The 18,952-nt window shown below is 63.1% G+C and carries 16 protein-coding genes; 2 read left to right on the top strand and 14 right to left on the bottom strand.

The window, feature by feature from the left end; all coding sequences use genetic code 11:
- Positions 1-40: 40 nt before the first annotated feature.
- On the bottom strand, positions 41-1,057 hold the full coding sequence (locus PQR67_RS11305; protein ID WP_408458379.1) for a zinc-binding alcohol dehydrogenase family protein: 1,017 nt from the start codon (positions 1,055-1,057) through the stop codon (positions 41-43).
- Positions 1,058-1,219: 162 nt separating this feature from the next.
- On the opposite strand from PQR67_RS11305, the gene PQR67_RS11300 reads away from it, so the two are divergent.
- Positions 1,220-2,197: a LysR family transcriptional regulator gene (locus PQR67_RS11300; protein ID WP_408458376.1), complete on the top strand. Its 978-nt coding sequence runs from the start codon at positions 1,220-1,222 to the stop codon at positions 2,195-2,197.
- Positions 2,198-2,230: 33 nt separating this feature from the next.
- Here PQR67_RS11300 and PQR67_RS11295 read toward each other — a convergent pair whose 3' ends face one another.
- The 4 genes from PQR67_RS11295 to PQR67_RS11280 all read right to left on the bottom strand — a co-directional run bounded on the left by PQR67_RS11295 (position 2,231) and on the right by PQR67_RS11280 (position 7,998).
- Entirely contained in the window at positions 2,231-2,527 is a 297-nt protein-coding gene (locus PQR67_RS11295; RefSeq protein WP_408458373.1) for a hypothetical protein, read from the bottom strand.
- Between the two features lie 44 nt (positions 2,528-2,571).
- Positions 2,572-5,403 carry a DNA ligase D gene (gene ligD, locus PQR67_RS11290; protein WP_408458371.1) on the bottom strand — a complete coding sequence of 944 codons (2,832 nt, stop codon included), beginning with the start codon at positions 5,401-5,403 and terminating at the stop codon, positions 2,572-2,574.
- Between the two features lie 55 nt (positions 5,404-5,458).
- Positions 5,459-6,526, bottom strand: coding sequence for a non-homologous end joining protein Ku (ku, locus tag PQR67_RS11285; protein ID WP_408458368.1), 1,068 nt, complete (start codon positions 6,524-6,526; stop codon positions 5,459-5,461).
- A 224-nt stretch (positions 6,527-6,750) separates the two neighbouring features.
- Complete coding sequence (locus tag PQR67_RS11280) at positions 6,751-7,998, bottom strand: cytochrome P450 (RefSeq protein ID WP_408458366.1); 1,248 nt, start codon at positions 7,996-7,998, stop codon at positions 6,751-6,753.
- A 309-nt stretch (positions 7,999-8,307) separates the two neighbouring features.
- On the opposite strand from PQR67_RS11280, the gene serB reads away from it, so the two are divergent.
- Positions 8,308-9,147, top strand: a complete 840-nt coding sequence (gene serB, locus PQR67_RS11275) for a phosphoserine phosphatase SerB (RefSeq protein WP_408458363.1) — start codon at positions 8,308-8,310, stop codon at positions 9,145-9,147.
- Positions 9,148-9,380: 233 nt separating this feature from the next.
- Here serB and PQR67_RS11270 read toward each other — a convergent pair whose 3' ends face one another.
- The 9 genes from PQR67_RS11270 to PQR67_RS11230 form a co-directional block, all read right to left on the bottom strand.
- A complete protein-coding gene (locus PQR67_RS11270; protein ID WP_408458360.1) occupies positions 9,381-9,830 on the bottom strand; it encodes a hypothetical protein in 450 nt (149 codons plus the stop codon).
- A 184-nt stretch (positions 9,831-10,014) separates the two neighbouring features.
- On the bottom strand, positions 10,015-11,199 hold the full coding sequence (locus PQR67_RS11265) for a cystathionine beta-lyase (RefSeq protein WP_408458358.1): 1,185 nt from the start codon (positions 11,197-11,199) through the stop codon (positions 10,015-10,017).
- Positions 11,200-11,213: 14 nt separating this feature from the next.
- Positions 11,214-11,885 carry a hypothetical protein gene (locus tag PQR67_RS11260; RefSeq protein WP_408458355.1) on the bottom strand — a complete coding sequence of 224 codons (672 nt, stop codon included), beginning with the start codon at positions 11,883-11,885 and terminating at the stop codon, positions 11,214-11,216.
- A gap of 120 nt (positions 11,886-12,005) precedes the next feature.
- Positions 12,006-13,190 carry a beta-ketothiolase BktB gene (gene bktB, locus PQR67_RS11255; protein WP_408458352.1) on the bottom strand — a complete coding sequence of 395 codons (1,185 nt, stop codon included), beginning with the start codon at positions 13,188-13,190 and terminating at the stop codon, positions 12,006-12,008.
- Positions 13,191-13,274: 84 nt separating this feature from the next.
- Positions 13,275-14,249, bottom strand: a complete 975-nt coding sequence (locus PQR67_RS11250; protein ID WP_408458349.1) for a sugar kinase — start codon at positions 14,247-14,249, stop codon at positions 13,275-13,277.
- Between the two features lie 3 nt (positions 14,250-14,252).
- Positions 14,253-15,644 carry a 30S ribosomal protein S12 methylthiotransferase RimO gene (rimO, locus tag PQR67_RS11245; protein ID WP_408458346.1) on the bottom strand — a complete coding sequence of 464 codons (1,392 nt, stop codon included), beginning with the start codon at positions 15,642-15,644 and terminating at the stop codon, positions 14,253-14,255.
- A 116-nt stretch (positions 15,645-15,760) separates the two neighbouring features.
- On the bottom strand, positions 15,761-16,813 hold the full coding sequence (locus PQR67_RS11240; protein WP_408458343.1) for a tRNA dihydrouridine synthase: 1,053 nt from the start codon (positions 16,811-16,813) through the stop codon (positions 15,761-15,763).
- 415 nt (positions 16,814-17,228) lie between these two features.
- The gene (phaR, locus tag PQR67_RS11235; protein ID WP_408458340.1) at positions 17,229-17,843 is read right to left on the bottom strand and encodes a polyhydroxyalkanoate synthesis repressor PhaR; all 615 of its coding nucleotides are present in this window, start codon (positions 17,841-17,843) and stop codon (positions 17,229-17,231) included.
- Between the two features lie 134 nt (positions 17,844-17,977).
- Positions 17,978-18,718 (bottom strand): 3-ketoacyl-ACP reductase, encoded by a 741-nt coding sequence (locus PQR67_RS11230; RefSeq protein WP_408458337.1) that lies wholly within the window; start codon positions 18,716-18,718, stop codon positions 17,978-17,980.
- Between the last annotated feature and the right edge of the window lie 234 nt (positions 18,719-18,952).

Below are 18,952 nucleotides of genomic sequence, written 5' to 3'. Positions count from 1 at the left end.
GAACCACACAAGCCGCACAAGCCGTGCAAGTCCGCGCGGTTTAGAAACCCGTCAGAACCAGCTTGCCAATCGCGCGCCCTTCTTCCAGCATTCGATGCGCGCGGCGCAGATTCTCCGCATTGATCTTGCCGAGTGCCTGGCCGACCGTGGTGCGCAACGTGCCCGCATCGACGAGACGCGCCACTTCGGTCAGCAGCTTATGCTGCTCGATCATGTCCGGCGTGCCGAACATGGAACGCGTGAACATGAACTCCCAGTGGAACGCGGCGCTTTTCGCCTTCAATAATTCGACCGGCAGCGGCTGGCTGTTTTCGACGATGGTGCAAATCCCGCCCTGCGGCTTGAGCACTTCAGCGGCCGCCGGGAAATTCCTGTCGGTATCGTTGAAAATCAGCACGTAATCGACCTGATCGATGCCGAGCTTTTTCAACTGCGCGGGCATATCGCCGAAGTGATCGACGATATGATCCGCGCCCAACTCCGTCGCCCACTTCGCGGACTCAGGACGCGAGGCGGTCGCGACCACCGTCAGCTTCGCCAGTTGTTTGGCCAACTGGATACCGATCGACCCGACCCCGCCCGCTCCACCGATGATGAGCACGGTGCGGCCCTCGTGCGCGCCTTGCGGCGACACGCCGAGGCGGTCGAACAGCGCCTCCCAGGCCGTGATCGCTGTGAGCGGCAAGGCGGCTGCGTGCGTGAAGTCGAGCGACGCCGGCTTGCGCCCCACAATGCGCTCGTCGACCAGATGGAATTCACTATTCGCTCCCGGCCGCGTGATGCTGCCCGCATAAAAAACCGGGTCGCCGACCTTGAACAGCGTCACCTCCGGGCCGACTGCCGCCACCGTGCCGGCGGCGTCCCAGCCCAGCACGCGCGGCGTTTTCTCGACGGTGTCTTTCGGGGCCCGCACCTTGAAGTCAACCGGATTGACGGAGATGGCTTCGACCTTCACCAGCAGGTCGCGGCCGGTGGCTTCGGGTTGGGCAATGTCGACATCGACCAGAGACTCGGCTTGATCGATCGGCAAATAGCGATAGAGACCTACGGCTTTCATCACAGCTCCTGTTGTTTCAGACGAGGTTGAGAGACCGGCGATCGTTGGATACGGCGCCTCGCGCCGTGCGGACCAATCGATAGCATTGCCGTTATCCTAAGGTGGTTCTTATTCTCATAAAAGCGTCATAATGACTGAAACATCTTTTTGAATTTCAGAATAATGGACCATCCTGATGATCCGGCAAAATCCTCGGCAAAACCCGGCGTAAGGCCCCCGTCCAGCGAACGGGAACGACTCGATCTGCTCGACGTCGCCTTGTTCGTGCGGGCCGCCCTGCTCGCCAACGTGTCGGCAGCCGGCCGCGAATTCGGCCTGTCGGCGGCGGTGGCCAGTGCGCGTATCGCCCAGTTGGAAAAACGCCTCGGCGCACGTCTCTTGCATCGGACCACCCGCCGTATCAGTCTCACGCAGGACGGCGAAGTGTTCATGACCCGCGCCCAGACATTGCTTGACGCGGCCGACGCGGCCCGCGCCTCGGTCGGTCACGCGCAGACCGAGCCGCAGGGGCGCTTGCGGGTGTCGATGCCGTCGTCGTTCGGTCGGCAACACGTTTCGCCAGTCGTCAGCGAGTTTCTGCGCTGTTATCCCGGCGTGAGCGTCGATCTGCGGCTGACGGACCAGTTGGTCGATCTGGTCGATGCGGGTATCGACGTGGCGATCCGCATCGGCGTGCTCAAGGATTCGTCGCTGGTGGCGCGGCGTCTCGCCGTGAACCGCCGTGTGCTGTGCGCCGCGCCCGCGTACTTCGCCGGGCGTGGCATGCCGCACCATCCTTCGGACCTGGCCCAGCATGAATGCATCATCCTCTCCGACCAGCGCGACTGGGCATTCGTGACGCCCGCCGGTCCGCTGGAGGTACGCGTGAGCGGACGCCTCGTCGTCGACAACGGGGAGGTGATTCGCGACGCCCTGCTGGCCGGTTTCGGCATCGCGCTCAAATCGAGCTGGGACGTGGCGCCGTATCTGCGCAGCGGCGAACTGGTGAGCGTGCTCGACACCTATCCGCTCGCGGAAAATGTGGCGATCTGGGCGGTCTATCCGAGCCGCGCGTTCGTGCCGCCGAGAACACTCGCGTTCATCGAATTCCTCGCCGCGCATTTCGGCGATCCGCCGTATTGGGACGCCGAGCCGCAATGAGCCGAACCGGTCAACGCGCTCAGCGCACCGTCGTCAGCGCTTGCCGCGCCCGCCACCGCCGGCCTTGCCATCGGAGTTGACGTCAGCGTGCGCGTCGTTCTGCGTTTTCTGCTGATACTCGTCACCGCCGCGGCGGTCCGTGTCCTTCAGCCCGCGCTCGATGTCGCTATGCGCCTGCTTGCCGACGCGGCGCGGCGAACTCTCGTGTTGCGACTCCGGATTCTGATCGGTTTCATGCGGCAACGGCGCCGGCGCCTCCTGAAGAGAACGCTTCTTTGCGTGCGGGTCGGCATGCTTGTCGCCGTCGGATGATTGCGGTGAGGTCTTCATGGCTTGCTCCTGTTTCAGGTTGGATGAGGCCGACTGGGTCGCGCTCACGCCGCCTCATCCAGACGTTTTTTCATCGCGGCGGTAATGCGCTGACGCGTCTTCGCGTACTCCGCCCACGGGTCGCGCCTGAGATCTTCGAGACGCTCGTGCACGTTTTCGATGGTCCATTGATCGCCGCTCGTGGTGGCGGCGACTTCGTCCCACGAGAGCGGCACAGAAACGCCCAGCCCCGGCCGGGCGCGTGCCGAAAAGGCCGCTACCGTGCTCGAGCCGCGGTTGTTGCGCAGGTAATCGACGAAGATCTTCTGCTTGCGGTTCTGCGCCCCCATCTTCGCGCTGAAGTACTTGGGCAGCGTCGTCGCCATATGCTGCGCGAGCGCTTGTGAAAACGCTTTCACCTCGTCCCAGCCGGCGTGCTTCGTGAGCGGCACCACCACGTGAAAGCCTTTGCCGCCGCTCGTCTTGCAGAACGAGGTCAGACCGAGTTCTTCGAGTAGTGAGTGCGTCAGGTGCGCCGCCTCGATCATCCGCTCCCAACCAAGCGACGCACCGGGGTCGAGATCGAACACCATGCGATCCGGCTTGTCGATGTTCGACACCACGGCGTTCCACGTATGAAATTCAACGGTACCCATTTGCGCCGCGCCGACCAGCGCTCCCAGCGTGTCGACGGTGATTAGCGGCGGGTGGCCCGGGTCGAGTCCGGAATGCTGCGTGACGTTGGGAATCGACAGTTTCTGGCTGTGCCTCTGGAAGAACAGCTCGCCGCCGATATCTTCGGGCGCGCGCACCAGCGACACCGGCCTGTCCTGCAAATACGGCAGCATCCAGTCCGCGACCGATTCGTAGTAGCGCACGAGATCGATTTTTCGAATGCCGGCGCGCTTGTCGATGATGCGCTCAGGATGCGATACACGGACGCCCGCGACTTCGGCTGGCGTCGCGGCAGTTTCCGATTTCGCCACGGTGACTTTTTTTGTCGGCGCTCTGGCGGCCGCCCGCGTTGCTGACGCCCTCTTCGCGCTTTGACCGGCGGACCCGGCTGAGGAGATCTCGACGGCTTTTCGCCTCGTACGCTTCTTCGGCACCGTGTCGGATGCGGTATCGGTTTGCTTTTGCATGTCGGCTCCTTTACGGGGGGCTTCCCTGATAATCTGCCGCGCCGGTTTGTCGTTGCGCAGGCTCACGAACGACGCCTGCCGCACGATGCCATCGCTCGTCCATTCAGCGAAATTACATTCGCAAACGAGTACCGGCTCGACCCAATGCACCGGCGTGCGGCTACGTTCGCGCGGCGCGCTCGCGAACGGCATCCGCTTGATCTCGTGCGCGTCGAGTTCCTTCTTGACCGAGTCCAGCAAGCCAGCGTCGAAGCCCGTGCCGACACGTCCGGCGTAGCGCAGTTTGCCTGCGCCGTCGTAGACGCCGAGCAACAGCGCACCGAACGCCGCACGGCGCCCGGATGGCTCCGAATAACCGCCGATCACGAACTCCTGACGCCGCCGGCACTTCAACTTGATCCACGCGGACGAACGCCCCGATGTGTAGCCGCTATCGCGCCGTTTGCCGATGATTCCCTCGAGCGCCATGTCGCACGCGCTCCTCAATAGTTCGCCGGCACTGAACGCGAAGTCGCGGGAAAAGCGCAGCACGCTGCCGTCAGGCCCGTCACCGGTGTGCTCATCAATTACCGCGCGCAAAATCGTGCGGCGCTGCTCGAGCGGCACGCCGCGCAAGTCATAGCCGTTCAGAAACGGCACGTCGAACAAAAAGATGACGATGTCCTGCGGGCGGTTCGCGTCGAATGCGTTTTGCAGCGCCTGAAAATCCGGCAGACCGTTTTCATCGAGCACCACCGCTTCGCCATCGAGCCACGCACTGTCAATGTCGAGTTGTTCGAGCGCCTTCACCTGCTTGCCGAACTTCGCGGTCCAATCGTTGCCCCCGCGCGTGAATAGCTTGACCGCACGGGTCTTCGCCTTTCGATCGATGCGGGCCAGCACGCGGTAGCCGTCGAACTTGACCTCGTAGGCCCATTCATCGCCGGGTGGCGCGGCGTCGACGAGCGTCGCCAGTTGTGGCTTGAACCTGGCGGGCAATGGGGCTTTGAGCGCGCCTGCTATCGAGGGGTTTGCAGTAATCGCCAGCGTTGTGCTCGCGGCGCCGTTTACGCTTGAGCTTGAGCTTGAGCTTGAGCCTGCGCCTACGCCCCCGCGTGTGGACTCGCTCGCATTCGTCTTCGGCTTCGCGCGCCTTGTGGACCGGGGGGTACTGCCGGTTCGCGCACTGCCGTTCAACACGCTGCCCGGACGCGCGGTTACGACGTCGTATTCGCTCTCGCTCTGAGCCTGGTCGTCACGCTCCTTGATCAGCAGCCACTGCTCCTTGTCGCCGCTGCCGCGCATATGACTGCGCACCAGCGTCCAGCCGCCGTGCAGTTTTTCGCCGTGGAGCCGAAATTTGAGCTTGCCCGCCTGATACGAGTTGATGGCCTCAGCCGCGCCGCCGGCCGGCTCCCACGTCCCGCGGTCCCAGACGATCACCGTTCCCGCGCCGTAGTGCCCCGGCGGAATCTCGCCTTCGAACGAACCATATTCGACCGGATGATCTTCGACGTGCACCGCCAGCCGTTTCACCGACGGATCGAGGCTCGGTCCCTTTGGTATCGCCCACGACAGCAAGGTGCCGTTCAGTTCGAGCCGGAAGTCGTAATGCAACCGTCGCGCGTGGTGCTCCTGAATCACGTACGACAGTGCTGCGTTCGATGCGCGCGCCGCCCTCCCGCGACCGCTCTTACGCGCAGCCGCAGCCGGTGGCGGCTCCGGCGTTTCGTCGAAGCGCCGCTTACGGTTGTAGAGATCGAGCCTGTCTTTCATGGCGATGAGCGCCTCCGCGGGCGAGCTGGCGCGGGGTTGGTGACCCGGAGACCGATCAGGCCGCCGCGCGGCGTTTGTGGGCCGCCGGCGGCGCCTTGGCGCTCGCGCCGCCCCGCTTGTCGTCCCGCTTGTCGTCCCGCTTACCGTCCCGCTTGTCGTCCCGCTTGCCGTCCTGCTTGTCGTCCTGCTTACCGCCGCTGCGGCCCGTACTCGCCGAACGCGCCGCGCGCGGCTTCTTGCGGGCGGGCCCGGTTGGCGCGGCGTCGGTCTCGGCGGCCTCTTCGTGTCTCGCCGCCTGCTTGCGCGCGCCCGCCGCCGGCCTGCCTTTGCCGCGACCGAGGCTGCGTTTGAGCAGGTCGGACAAGTCGAGAATGTCAGCGGATTGACGCGACTCGCGCGGCGCCTCGACTTCGGCGATTTCCTCAGTCTTCCCCGCGCGGATCTTTCGATCGACCAGCGCCATGATGTCGTCGTGGAACGTGTCGTGGTATTGCGCTGGATCCCACTTGTTGCTCATGTCGTTGATCAGCTTTTTCGCCATGTCGAGTTCGCGCGCGCTAATGCCGGCTGCTTTCATCCCTTCGGGCGGCAGTTTGAATTCGTCGAAATCGCGAACCTCGGCGGCCCAGCGCAGCGTATTCAACGCCAGCATCGGCCCGACCGGAATCAGCGCCGCGAGATGCTGCTTGTTGTGCAGCACAACGCTCGCCACGCCAATCTTGCCCGACGCCTTCATCGCTTCGCGCAGCAGCGCGTACACCTTTTCGCCCTTGCGATCCGGGCTCAGGAAATACGGCGTGTCGAGATAGAGGAATGAGATGTCAGGTGCCTCGACGAAGGCGAGGATATCGACCGTTTGCGTCGACTCGGGATTGGCCGATTGAATCTCCTCGTCCGAGAGGACAACGTATTTGTCCTTTTCGTACTCGAAGCCGCGCACGATATTCTCGCGCGCCACCTCCTTGCCGGTACGCTTGTTAATCTGCTTGTAGCCGATCGGATCGATCGTGCGCTTGTCCAGCAGATTGAAGCCGACTTTCTCCGACTGCGTGGCCGGATACAGCTGGACTGGTACGTGGACAAGGCCGAAGCTGATTGCGCCCTTCCAGATCATATGTGCCATCGTGCGCTCCCCAAGGCCTAGGACCTTCGGGGAAGCAGCAAGCGTGCCACGGTTTCGCGCGCTATCCCTGGCTCGGCACGACGGCGGCTGTCACGGCTCTCGACGCTATTGCCGCCGTGGCGCTGCGCCGGTCGTCACGGGCATCGGCTGTAAGTCTTGCGCCATCCCGGCAAAAGATACGGCGCTTGCGGGCGCGTCGATCAGCGCCAGGCACACGCCGATCTTCAACCGCCGCTTGCCGGTTCGAGTTCGATCGGCACGGCGGCAAAGCCGCGAAACCGTACGCGTCCGCCCCGCGTCGGATCACCGTCGAGCCGATACGCCGGAAAGCGCTGCACGAAGCGTCCAATCGCGATGCGCGCCTCGAGTCGCGCGAGCGACAAACCCGCGCACTGATGAATGCCGAAGCCGAACGCCAGATGCCGGTTCGGATCGCGGCGGAGATCGAAACGGTCTGGTTCCGGGAATTGCTCCGGGTCACGATTGGCCGCGCCGATGCACAGTGTGACGGGCGTACCGTGCGCCACCGCGACGCCGCCGATCTCCGTGTCGACCGTCGTCATCCGGTTGCCCAACTGATTCGAGCTCTCGAACCGCAAACACTCTTCGACTGCCGACTCGATAAGCGACGGGTCACGCAGTAACGCGGCACGCTGCGCCGGCCACTCGGTGAAGGTGACAAGGCCGTTGCCGATCAGATTCGTGGTGGTCTCATGACCAGCGTTCAGAATGAAAATGCAGTTTTGCAGCAGTTCCATTTCCGACAACTGTTCGCCGCCCTGCTCGCCCTGGATCAGACGTGTCAGCACGTCGTGCTGCGGATCGCCGGGTGCGCGCCGGCGCCGCGCCACCAGATCGCGTAAATACGCGACGAATTCGCTGACTGCGCGGTTTCCCCGTTCGAGTTGCGCCTCGCTCAGCGACGGCTCAAGCGCACCGAGTATCGCCAGCGACCAGTCGCGCAACGGCTCGCGTTCAGCGTGCGGCACATCCAGCAGATTGCCGATGATCTCGACCGGAATCGCCGACGCGAACTCGCCAATCAGATCGATCCGGCCGCGCGCCGCGGCAGCGTCGAGCAAGCCGTCGACGAGGCGGATCAGCCCCGGCTCCATCGCCGCGATCGCCCGCGCCGTCAGCGCGCCGGCGATCAGTTTGCGCACCCGCGTATGACGCGGCGGATCGTTGAAGACGAGACTGGTGGTGTGATGGGTGTAAAGGAGCGAGTCGCCGTACTTCGGTTTGAATTCGACGGTCTTGTCGGAACTGAACGTTTTCGGGTCGCGGTAGACCGCTTGCACGTCGCGAAAACGCGTCAGAAACAGCGAGCCGTCGGGCATGCGTTTGACCGGCTCATGGGCACGCAGCGCATGGTAGACCGGGTACGGATCGGCATGGAACGCTGGGCTCAGATGGCGCAGGTCGAAGTCGCGCGCAAGGGTGGACGCGTCGCTGGCGGTCGCGGGGGTCATGGTTGTCTCCGTGGCAATGCGCCTCATCGCAAGCGCCAATGCGCGCCGTGTGCGGTGCGGTGCGCACGTCATAGGCGCGGCGGATCCTGCGGGCACGATGGGCTGCGGGGTGTTGTTCGAAGCGCCAGTATGACGCGGGCGCCTGATCATTGCACGGCGGAATGCCGGCCGGCGCACCCGGTGAGTTGCACGACGGGTTTCCAGCCGGGTGGGTTGGGCCTGACAGGTTGGATGCCGCCGAACCGTTACAATGGCGGGATTTTCCGCGCGAGCCGCGCGCCCGTCCTTTTCTGCGTCAATGCGCCGTCCATGAACCTCGTCATTCAAAGCATCGCGCCCCTTTCCGCCGACCACCACAAAACGCTCGTCGCGCTTGCGCGTGGCTCGCAGGCCGCCGTCATCGACGCGAACGCGATTCGTATCGCCAACGCGAACATTGCGCAGCGCGCCGACCTCGATGTCTATTGCGGCACGCATCAACTGGACTACGCGTTCGTCGAACCCGGCCGCCAGTTGCGCGACTTCGGCCTTGTGGCGATGGATATGGACTCGACGCTGATCACGATCGAATGCATCGATGAAATCGCCGACTTCTGCGGCCTGAAAGCAGAAGTCGCCGCGATCACCGAAGCGTCGATGCGCGGTGAAATCAAGGACTTCAACGAGAGCTTGACGCGTCGCGTGGCACTGCTCAAGGGACTCGATGCCGGCGCGCTAGAGCATGTTTATGAAGAACGGCTGCAACTCTCACCGGGTGCCGAACAGATGCTGGCCGGCGCGAAAGCAGCGGGATTGAAGACGTTGCTGGTGTCCGGCGGATTTACGTTCTTCACCGAGAAACTGAAGACCCGGCTCGGCCTCGATTTCACACGCGCGAATACGCTCGAAATCGTTGATGGAAAACTGACCGGCAACGTAATTGGCGAGATCGTCAACGCCGACGTGAAGGCACGTACGTTGCGCGAGACGTGCACCCAACTGGGTATCGAGCCGACCCGCGCAATTGCAATGGGCGACGGTTCGAACGATCTGAAAATGATGGCGGCTGCCGGACTTTCCGTAGCATTTCGCGCGAAGCCCGTGGTGCGCGAGGCAGCCAGCGTGGCGTTCAACCACGTTGGACTGGATGGGTTGCTGCGCTTGTTCTGAGGTCTTGAATTTGCGCTGGCCGGCGCAACGGCGGCCAGCGCAGAGAGGCGCGTTGTTTGTTCAGAAGCCTATTGTGAACACGCCCAACATGTACACCGCAATGGCGCATACGACGACGGTCGCCCACTTCAGAACGCGGGCGTAATTTTCGTCTGATTCCAGAAACGTGAAAATTTTGTGCATGAGTACCTCCCGTAAGTCGATCAGTATAAAACCTACGTTATCTAAGAAATCTAAATCAGACGCACGTGTAGGATTGCGAAGGAGATGGCAGCGATGGATATTGTGAGGATCGAGACGCCGATTGCCACTCGCGACAATGACCCTGCGACAAATCGTTTCTTCCTGTCACGAATGCATGTAGCCGTCCGCTCGTGATGTGCGTTCACGAGGGATGACATCACGATCATCGAGCAGGCGAACGCCAGCACGCAGAATCCGGCAATGGCGAACGCGAGGGTAGCCACCACGCCACTCCCGTTCTCCAACGCGGTTACTGCCTCATAAACCGCAGCTGCACACAGCCCGATTGCGCACCAGAACAGTTGGCCGTCTTTCACCGATGCGGCGATCAACGTCTTCGCGACGCGCCAGCCGTGCGTGGGTGCGACGAGCGTTAACGTGAAGATCGGGCCGACAATCGGCACGCCAAGATTCAGTAACATCCAGAAGAATAGATTCATCAAAGCTCACCATCGTGCGGTAGTCGTTAGTCATAACGTGCACGATCGTAGCGTTGGAATCCGGCGTCGACCACTCTGCCAAATGGTTAGGCTTGCTGGCTATCTTGACAAAATAAAAAGCCCATCGGGACATATCCTCGATGGGCTTTTCACGTTTCAGCAATCAACAATGCAGCTCAGGCGTTCAACCCAGCGCCTGCAGACACTGTTCGATATCGGCGCGCAAATCGGCTTCTTCTTCCAGACCGATATAGAACCGCACCAAGGTACCGCGATTTGGCCATTGACCTTCCGTGCGCATCGAGGCGATGTCATACGGCATCGCGAGACTGTGCGCGCCGCCCCAGCTCCAGCCGAGCGAAAACAACTCGAGCGACTCGCAGAACGTGTCGATTTGCGCCGCGCTGTAACGTGCGTCGAACACGACGGAGAACAGGCCGCCCGCCCCCGTGAAGTCGCGCTCGAAAAACTCATGCCCCGGACAATCGGGCAACGCCGGGTGCAAGACCGCGGCAATCTCCGGACGCGTCTTCAGCCATTTGGCCAGTTCAAGCGCCGCGCGGTCATGCTGCTCGAAGCGCAATCGCATGGTCGGCAGACTGCGCAAAATGAGCGAGCAGTCATCCGACGACACACCGATGCCCGTGCGCATGCGCGCTGCCTTCAGCTTCAGATGCAACTCGCGATCGACGGTAATCGTCGCGCCCATCAATACGTCGCCGCCACCTGACTGGTATTTGGTCAAGGCCTGCACCGAGATATCGACGCCGTAGTCGAACGGACGGAAACCCAGCCCCGCGGACCAGGTATTGTCGATCGCCGTAACGACGTTGCGCGCGCGCGCCACCGCCGTGATGGCGGGTATGTCGGGCACTTCCATCGTGACCGAACCGGGTGCTTCCAGCCAGATCAGACGCGTATTCGGCTGGATCAGATCCGCGATCCCCGCGCCGATCATCGGATCGTAGTAGCGCGCGGTGATGCCGAAGTCACGCGCCAGCCAGTCCCCGTGGTCGCGGTTCGGCGAGTAGACGTTATCAGGAATCAGCACGTCGTCGCCGGTCTTCAAAAGACCGAAGTACACGTTCGAAATCGACGACAACCCCGAGGGCTGCAACAGCGCGTGATTACCCCCTTCGATCGTGGCAAGCCGCTGCGCCAGCACGAGTGAAGTTGGCGTGGCATGCAGCCCATAGCGCCATTGCGCGTCGTTTTTCCAGTCGAGCGCGCGCATTGTCGCAAGATCGGGAAACACGACTGTCGAGGCGCGCGTCACCGGCATCGAGAAAGACTCGAAGCCCGGAGTGAGCTGGTCTTCGGCACGCACGACGCGGGTCTGCAAGCCGCGTTTGAGTTTGGATTGGGTCATGGTTTAAGTGGGCCTCATTCGCCGGTTTGCAGGTTGCTAACCCCACCGACGGCGCGACCGCTGCTTGCCGCCGAAGCGGGCGCTGCACTGCCGGCCGACGGCTGCGGCGTAAGCGCCGCCTTGCTGGCTGCCGTATTGGCCGCCGGCGAAGCAGCCGGCACGGCCTGCCCCGCGGCCAGTGGTTTCAGATCGAACGGCTGCGGGTCGGAATCGTCGACGTTCATCCGGTCGCCCGACACCGAACCGTCGGCGGCAAACTTGCCCACCCAGTTTCCGGTGATATGGGTACCGTCGTTCGATTCCTCGACTTCGAGCGTATCGCCGTCACGGTCGCCCGCGATCAGGATCACCTCGCCGGTATCGGTGTACTGATACTCACCATGCACGCCAGCGGGGTCGTCGGTTTTCGCGCCGAGCCGCAACACGATCTGCCGCGTGCCCAGCATGCCGGCGTAGCGTGGAAACTTCGCGAATTCGGGGCTCGGCTTGAGCGGCAACTGAATCGGCGGGGGCGCTGCCAGTTCCTTCACCGCGTCGCTTTGCGCCCATGCCTGCGCGGGCAGCACAGCCCCGGCGCCGGCACACAGCAATGCGGCCACGCCCACTACGCCCCGCAGGAAGTTCCCCTGAGGAACTGCCCAACCGCGTCGGCGCAACGCACCCTTCATCGCTTTCGATTCCTGCATCCTTTCTTTCCTTGTTGCCTGATACCGCTCGGTACTGGTTTGCTACCCGTTTGCTACCGGGCTTCGTTCGGCGGGAAAAGACGACGCGCCGCATTGCCTTGCGCCGCCCCGCCGCCGGCTTCAGATCCGTTCGAAGATCGCCGCGATACCCTGGCCGCCGCCGATACACATCGTCACCAGCGCATAGCGTCCGCCGACCCGCTGCAATTCATACAGTGCCTTGACGGTAATCAGTGCGCCAGTCGCGCCGATCGGGTGACCGAGCGAAATGCCCGAGCCGTTCGGATTGACCTTGGCCGGATCGAAGCCGAGTTCCTTGCTGGCCGCGCATGCCTGAGCGGCAAACGCTTCGTTCGCTTCGATCACATCCAGATCGGCGACCGTCAGGCCGGCGCGCTCGAGTGCCTTGCGCGTGGCCGGCACCGGGCCGATGCCCATGTACGCCGGATCGACGCCGGCATGCGCGTACGAAACCAGCCGTGCCAGCGGTTTGATGCCGCGTTTTTCAGCGACGCTGCGTTCCATCAGCACGACCGCCGCGGCGGCGTCGTTGATACCCGACGCGTTGCCGGCCGTCACCGTGCCATTCTCTTTAGCGAACACCGGCTTCAGCTTGGAGAAGTCTTCTGCCGTCGCGTTCATGCGCGCGTGCTCATCCGTATCGAACACGACGTCGCCCTTCTTCGACGGAATCGTGATCGGCAGGATCTGGTCCTTGAAGTAGCCAGCGGAAATCGCGTTGGCCGCGCGGCGGTGCGATTCGAGCGCGAGCGCGTCCTGCGTTTCGCGCGAAATCTCGTATTTGCGCGCGACGTTCTCGGCAGTCACGCCCATATGGATCGACTGGAATGGGTCGTTCAGCGCGCCGACCATCATGTCGACGAGGCGCGCGTCGCCCATGCGCTGACCAAAGCGCGCAGCCGGCATGGAGTACGGCGCGCGGCTCATGTTCTCCGCACCGCCGCCGATCGCGATGTCGGCATCGCCAAGCAGCACGCTTTGCGCGGCCGAGATGATGGCCTGCAAGCCCGAGCCGCACAGGCGGTTGACCGTCAACGCGGGCGCGTGTTGCGCGACGCCACCATTGATGGCCGCCACGCGGGCCAGATACATGTCTTTCGGTTCGGTATGCACGACGTTGCCGAACACCACGTGGCCGACTTCGTCGCCCGACACGTTCGCACGCGCCAGCGCTTCACGTACGACGCGTGCGCCGAGATCCGTTGGCGGAAAATCCTTCAGACTGCCGCCAAAACCGCCGATTGCCGTACGCACACCGCTTACCACCACTACGTCCCGTTGCATCGCTCGCTCCTCTCTTTAGTCTCTCAAGATGATCTTGCCTTGCCGGGCTGCGGGGCGCAGGGCGCGCCTCCCAGCGCGTTACAGTCAGCCGGCCAGGATGTGTTCGACCGTCGCCCGCGACGGGATCGGCGCGACCGCGCCGTACCCTTGCGTGGACAATGCCGCGGCGACGTTCGCATAACGCGCCGCCTCAAATGGATCGTCACCCGCGACGATGCGCGCGATGAAGGCACCGCCGAAGCAGTCCCCCGCGCCGGTCGCATCGACAGCATTGACGACATGGCCCGGCACGACGCGCCGCTCGTTGGGCGTGGCGATGTACGAGCCTTCCTTGCCGAGCTTGAGCGCCACGATGCGCGGACCGTGCGACAGCAGAAAGTCGACGATCTCGTCGCGACCGGTCAGGCCGGTGAGTTCGGTCACGTCGTCCCAGCTCGGCAGACAAATGTCGGTTTGACGAATTGCTTCGAGCATCACCGCGCGCGCTCTCGCGAGCGGCCAAAGCTTCAGACGCAGATTGGTGTCGAAGCTCACGCGCACGCCGTTCGCTCGCGCATGCTCGATCGCCGCGAACGCTGCGTCGCACGCGCCGAGGCTAATCGCGAGACTGATACCGGACAAATGGATGACTTTCGCTGCTGCGATCGCGTCCAGCGGCAAATCGTGCGGTGCATAGCGGCTCGCGGCCGACCCCGCGCGCAGATAGTCGAACGCGTGACCGGCTGGACCGTGCGAAACGAAATAGACCCCGGTGGACGCGTGCGGATCGACGCGCACGAGCGCCGTCTCAACCTGTTCGCGTTCCCACAGATCGATCAGCAGACGCCCGAAATGGTCGCTGCCGACCGCCGATACGAAACCGGTCTTTGCGCCCTGTCGTGCCGCCGCGATGCAGAAGTTCGACGTATCGCCGCCGAAACCTTGCAGATAGTTCGGCTGATCTTTAGCCGACTGGTTGAATTCGATCATCGCCTCGCCCAGCGCGAGGATTTCGGTGGGCGCCTGCGTGTGGCTATCCGGGCTGCGGCCGTCCGGCGCGCCGGTCATACTCGCCGTCATCGCTTAGACCTCGCCCCACAGATCGTGGCCATCGGCACCGGTGATCTTGACCGAGACGAAATCGCCCACCTTGTAGCGCCTGGACGCCTTGGTAGCCGGGGCGATATACACGACGCCGTCGATCTCGGGCGCATCCGCCGCCGTACGGCCGATGCCGCCGTCGGCGTTAATTTCGTCGACCAGCACTTTCAGTGTCTTGCCGACCTTCTTCGCGATCCGTTTGGCCGACACTTCCTCGGCGACTTCCATGAAACGCGCGCGGCGTTCTTCACGCACTTCGTCGGGCAAGGCGCCGTCGAGTTCGTTGGCGCTCGCGCCTTCGACCGGAGAATAAGCAAAGCAGCCCACCCGATCCAGTTCCGCCTCGCGGATGAAATCGAGCAGCGTCTGGAATTGCTCTTCGGTCTCGCCCGGAAATCCGGCGATGAACGTGCTGCGAATCGTCAGATCGGGGCACATCTCGCGCCATGCCTTCACGCGCTCCATCACCTTCTCGGCGTTGGCCGGACGCTTCATGCGCTTCAGCACTTCCGGATGGGCGTGCTGGAACGGCACATCCAGATACGGCAGCACATGGCCCTTGAACGGACCTTCGGCCATCAGCGGAATGACTTCGTCGACGCTCGGATACGGATACACATAATGCAAACGGACCCACGCGCCGTATTGCGCCGCGAGTTCGCCGAGCGCGGCCACCAGATCGGTCATGCGCGTCTTGATCGGCTTGCCGTTCCAGAAACCGGTGCGGTACTTGACGTCGACACCGTACGCGCTCGTATCCTGCGAAATCACCAGCAGTTCCTTCACGCCGGATTTGAACAGGTTTTCCGCTTCGAGCATCACTTCGGCGACCGGGCGCGACACGAGGTCACCGCGCATCGACGGGATGATGCAGAACGTGCAGCGGTGGTTGCAGCCTTCGGAAATTTTCAGGTACGCGTAGTGACGCGGCGTGAGCTTCACGCCGGCAGCCGGCACCAGATCGACGAACGGATCGTGCGGCTTCGGCAGATGGTTGTGCACCGCCTGCATCACTTCGCCGAGCGCATGGGGGCCGGTCACGGCCAGCACCTTCGGATGCACTTCTTCGATCAGGTTCGAACCACTCGCGCTCTGCTTGGCGCCAAGACAGCCGGTGACGATCACCTTGCCGTTTTCGCTGAGCGCTTCGCCGATCGCATCGAGGCTTTCCTGCACCGCTTCGTCGATGAAACCGCACGTGTTGACGACAACGAGATCCGCGCCGTCGTACGTGCCGGAGATCTCGTAACCCTCGGCGCGCAACTGCGTGATGATCTGTTCGGAATCGACTAGCGCTTTAGGGCAGCCGAGGCTGACGAATCCGACCTTCGGAGTCGAAGGGGTCGGCACGGCGGGGGAAATGGTCTGCGACATAGGTGGGTCCGGCGTATAGCGGTGACGATGGCGACAAATGGGGACGGTGCGGCAAGGCTGAAGGTCCGATTGCCATACAGACCCCAGCGAGGACAGCGTCCCGCGCACGCAACCCTTTATTGTACCGCGCCGGCGCCCGCGCAGCGGGCCAAGTGGCGAGGCGTTGCCGGGCCGGGCAGACCGAGGGGCGCATACCGGTGTGCCGGTATCGAATCGCTGAATCCTTGCGCGCGCTCGATCACCTCAAGAATTTCGCGCGAATCATGCAGGCGCCGAATGGCCGCGTGGAGCTCGGCAGCCTGCGGCCAGGTCCGCTTCAGATAGCTGAGCCACATTTTGACGCGTCCGTGCTCGTGGCGAGCCGCGACCCGGGCCTCCAGTTTTCTCAGGTAGTCGGCGAGCTGACCCAGCACGGCCGGCCATTCCTCGCTGGAAGGTGTCCGGTCCATCAGCCCGCGTATGCGCAAGGCCAGGAAAGGATCAGAGACGGCGCCCCGCCCGATCATGACGTCCGCGCAACCGCTGACCGCGCGGCACCGCTCCCAGTCGGCCACCGTCCAGACTTCTCCGTTGGCCGTTACCGGCAGGTCCACGGCGTCGTCGATTCGCGCGATCCACTCCCAATGGGCCGGCGGCCGGTAGCCATGGTCACGCGTTCTGGCATGCACGACAAGGGAAGCCGCACCGCCTTCCGCGAGCGCCATGGCGCAGTCGATCGCGAGCGACGTATCGGACACACCGAGCCGCATTTTTGCTGTGACGGGGATGCCGGCAGGCACGGCGGCGCGAACGGATGAAACGATCCGGTTCAACTGGTCGGGGTGAGCCAGCAGCATCGCGCCGCCACCGTGCCGGTTGACGACTTTGGCGGGACAACCGAAGTTCAGATCGAGTCCGTGCGGCGATAAACTGGCCGCCTGAGCCGCATTCAGCGCCATCCATTCAGGATCGCTGCCGAGCAGTTGGATCACCATCGGCGTGCCGCCGGGTGTATGCCCTCCGTGCAGGACTTCGGGGGTGTCCCGCTCGTAGACGCGCGCGGGAAGCACCGAACCCGTCACCCGGACGAATTCAGACACGCATCCGTCGAATCCGCCCGTGCTGGTCAGCACGTCGCGCAATACGTAGTCGGCAAGCCCTTCCATGGGCGCAAGGAACAGCCGGCTCATGCGAGAGCCGCGCCCACGCTGCGCTGGCGAATCTTACGATCAGCCAAGACTGACAAATCCGGCCATCGGAATAGAAGGCGTGGCGGCGGTAAGGAAATGGGTCGGCGACATAGAGCGGGCGGGAATACAGCGGTGACAACGGCCACAAATGGGAGCGTGCGGGGAATGTGCGATGCGGACTCAAGGGTGAGACGGAATCACAAGAACCACGAGGATCACACCCCGACACCTGCACAAACGACCGGGGATTGTACCGCGGCCGTGCCCGTCAGCTTGCGCCCGGCGCCCGAACCACGGCGCGCCGCCGCGGTCGCACCCCGCCCCCTTCCACTTGGGCGACGTGCCTACCCCACCACCGCGCCCGTCAAGCGCATAAGCAGAGACGCGCCAGTCGCGTCGGCGCCGCGCTGCGTGCTTACTTCTTCTCCGGCTCCGGATTGCTTTGTGGATTGGCCGGCCCGACCGGCACTCCAGCCGCGTTCACCGGCCCACCGGGCGTGAACGGGAAAGTCGCGAACATCGATTTCGCCTGGTTCTGCATCTGCTCCTGCATCTGCACGAACATGTTCTTCGATTGCTCGATATAGCTGGTCATCATGCCCTGCATCATCGGCGCCTGCATGTTCATGAACTGTGACCAGACTTCGGGGTTCATCGCCTTGCCTTCGTACAGATTCTTCGACTGGTCGGCGAGTTTCGCCTGAATGTCGATGAAGGCCTGGATGTTCTTCTCCAGATACGTGCCCATCATGCCCTGCATCGCATGGCCGTAGAATCGGATGATCTGCGATAGCATGGACGACGAGAACATCGGCAAGCCGCCGCTCTCCTCTTCGAGAATGATCTGCAACAGGATGGCGCGCGTCAGATCCTCGTTGCTCTTCGCATCGATGACCTTGAAATCCTCCTGATCCAGCACGAGCTGCTTAACGTCCGTCAGCGTGATGTACGTGCTTGTCTCGGTGTCGTAGAGCCGGCGATTCGGATATTTCTTGATCAGTCGTTCGGCTGTTTTCTTTGTAGTAGTCATGTAACGCCTTTGAGCGCGAGTTGAGCGCGGAAACGGCGTCATACCGACTGCGCAATCGGGTTATCGCACAGTCGAGACGCCGCCGGAACCATCTGAGCCAGAACACGCTGCCTTGTGAGCAGCGCGCCAACGACTCAGCCCATATGCAAACCACCGTTCAGCGAAAAATCCGCACCCGTGGAGAAACCCGATTCGTCCGACGCGAGCCATGCCACGATCGAGCCGATTTCGTCCGGCTGGCCGAGACGGCGCACCGGAATCGTCGCAACGATTTTCTCGAGCACGTCCGGACGGATCGACTTGACCATGTCCGTGCCGATGTAGCCCGGCGACACGGTGTTCACCGTCACGCCTTTAGTGGCCACTTCCTGCGCCAGCGACATCGTGAAGCCGTGAATGCCCGCCTTCGCGGTCGAATAGTTGGTCTGGCCGAACTGCCCCTTCTGGCCGTTCACCGACGAAATGTTGATGACTCGCCCGAAGCCGCGCTCCACCATGCCGTCGATCACCTGCTTGGTGACGTTGAACAGGCTGGTCAGGTTGGTGTCGATCACCGCCGTCCAGTCTTCGTGCGTCATCTTGCGGAACACGACGTCGCGCGTGATACCGGCATTGTTCACCAGCACGTCGACCTCGCCGACTTCGGCCTTGACCTTGTCGAACGCCAGCTTGGTCGATTCCCAATCGCCGACGTTACCTTCGGACGCAATGAAATCGTAGCCGAGCGCCTTCTGCTCTTCGAGCCATTTCACGCGGCGCGGTGAATTCGGGCCACAACCTGCAACGACCTTGAAGCCCTCTTTGTGCAGCCGTTGGCAAATGCTCGTGCCGATGCCGCCCATCCCGCCCGTTACGTACGCAATTCGCTGTGTCATACACTACACTCCGTTTTTCGTTTTCGAGGCGCCGACCGGCTGCCTCTTCCCTCGCCTGGTACTGCATCTCCACTGCCGCCGGGCGACCGGCCGACGAGGCCATTACTCACCACGCGCCACCTGCTGTCAGACAACGCGCGGCAACCCTGCTTACCGCCTGCTAAACCCACCTGAGCCTGCTCGAGCCTGCTTGATGCTTAAGCCTGCGAGCCGGCCACCCCTGCCTTTGAGGCC

Origin of the sequence: Paraburkholderia fungorum, assembly GCF_046026025.1 — a bacterium.
Lineage (GTDB): Bacteria > Pseudomonadota > Gammaproteobacteria > Burkholderiales > Burkholderiaceae > Paraburkholderia > Paraburkholderia fungorum_E.
The sequence above is the reverse complement of the archived record's forward strand: the minus strand, read 5'-3'. Positions and strand labels throughout refer to the sequence as shown.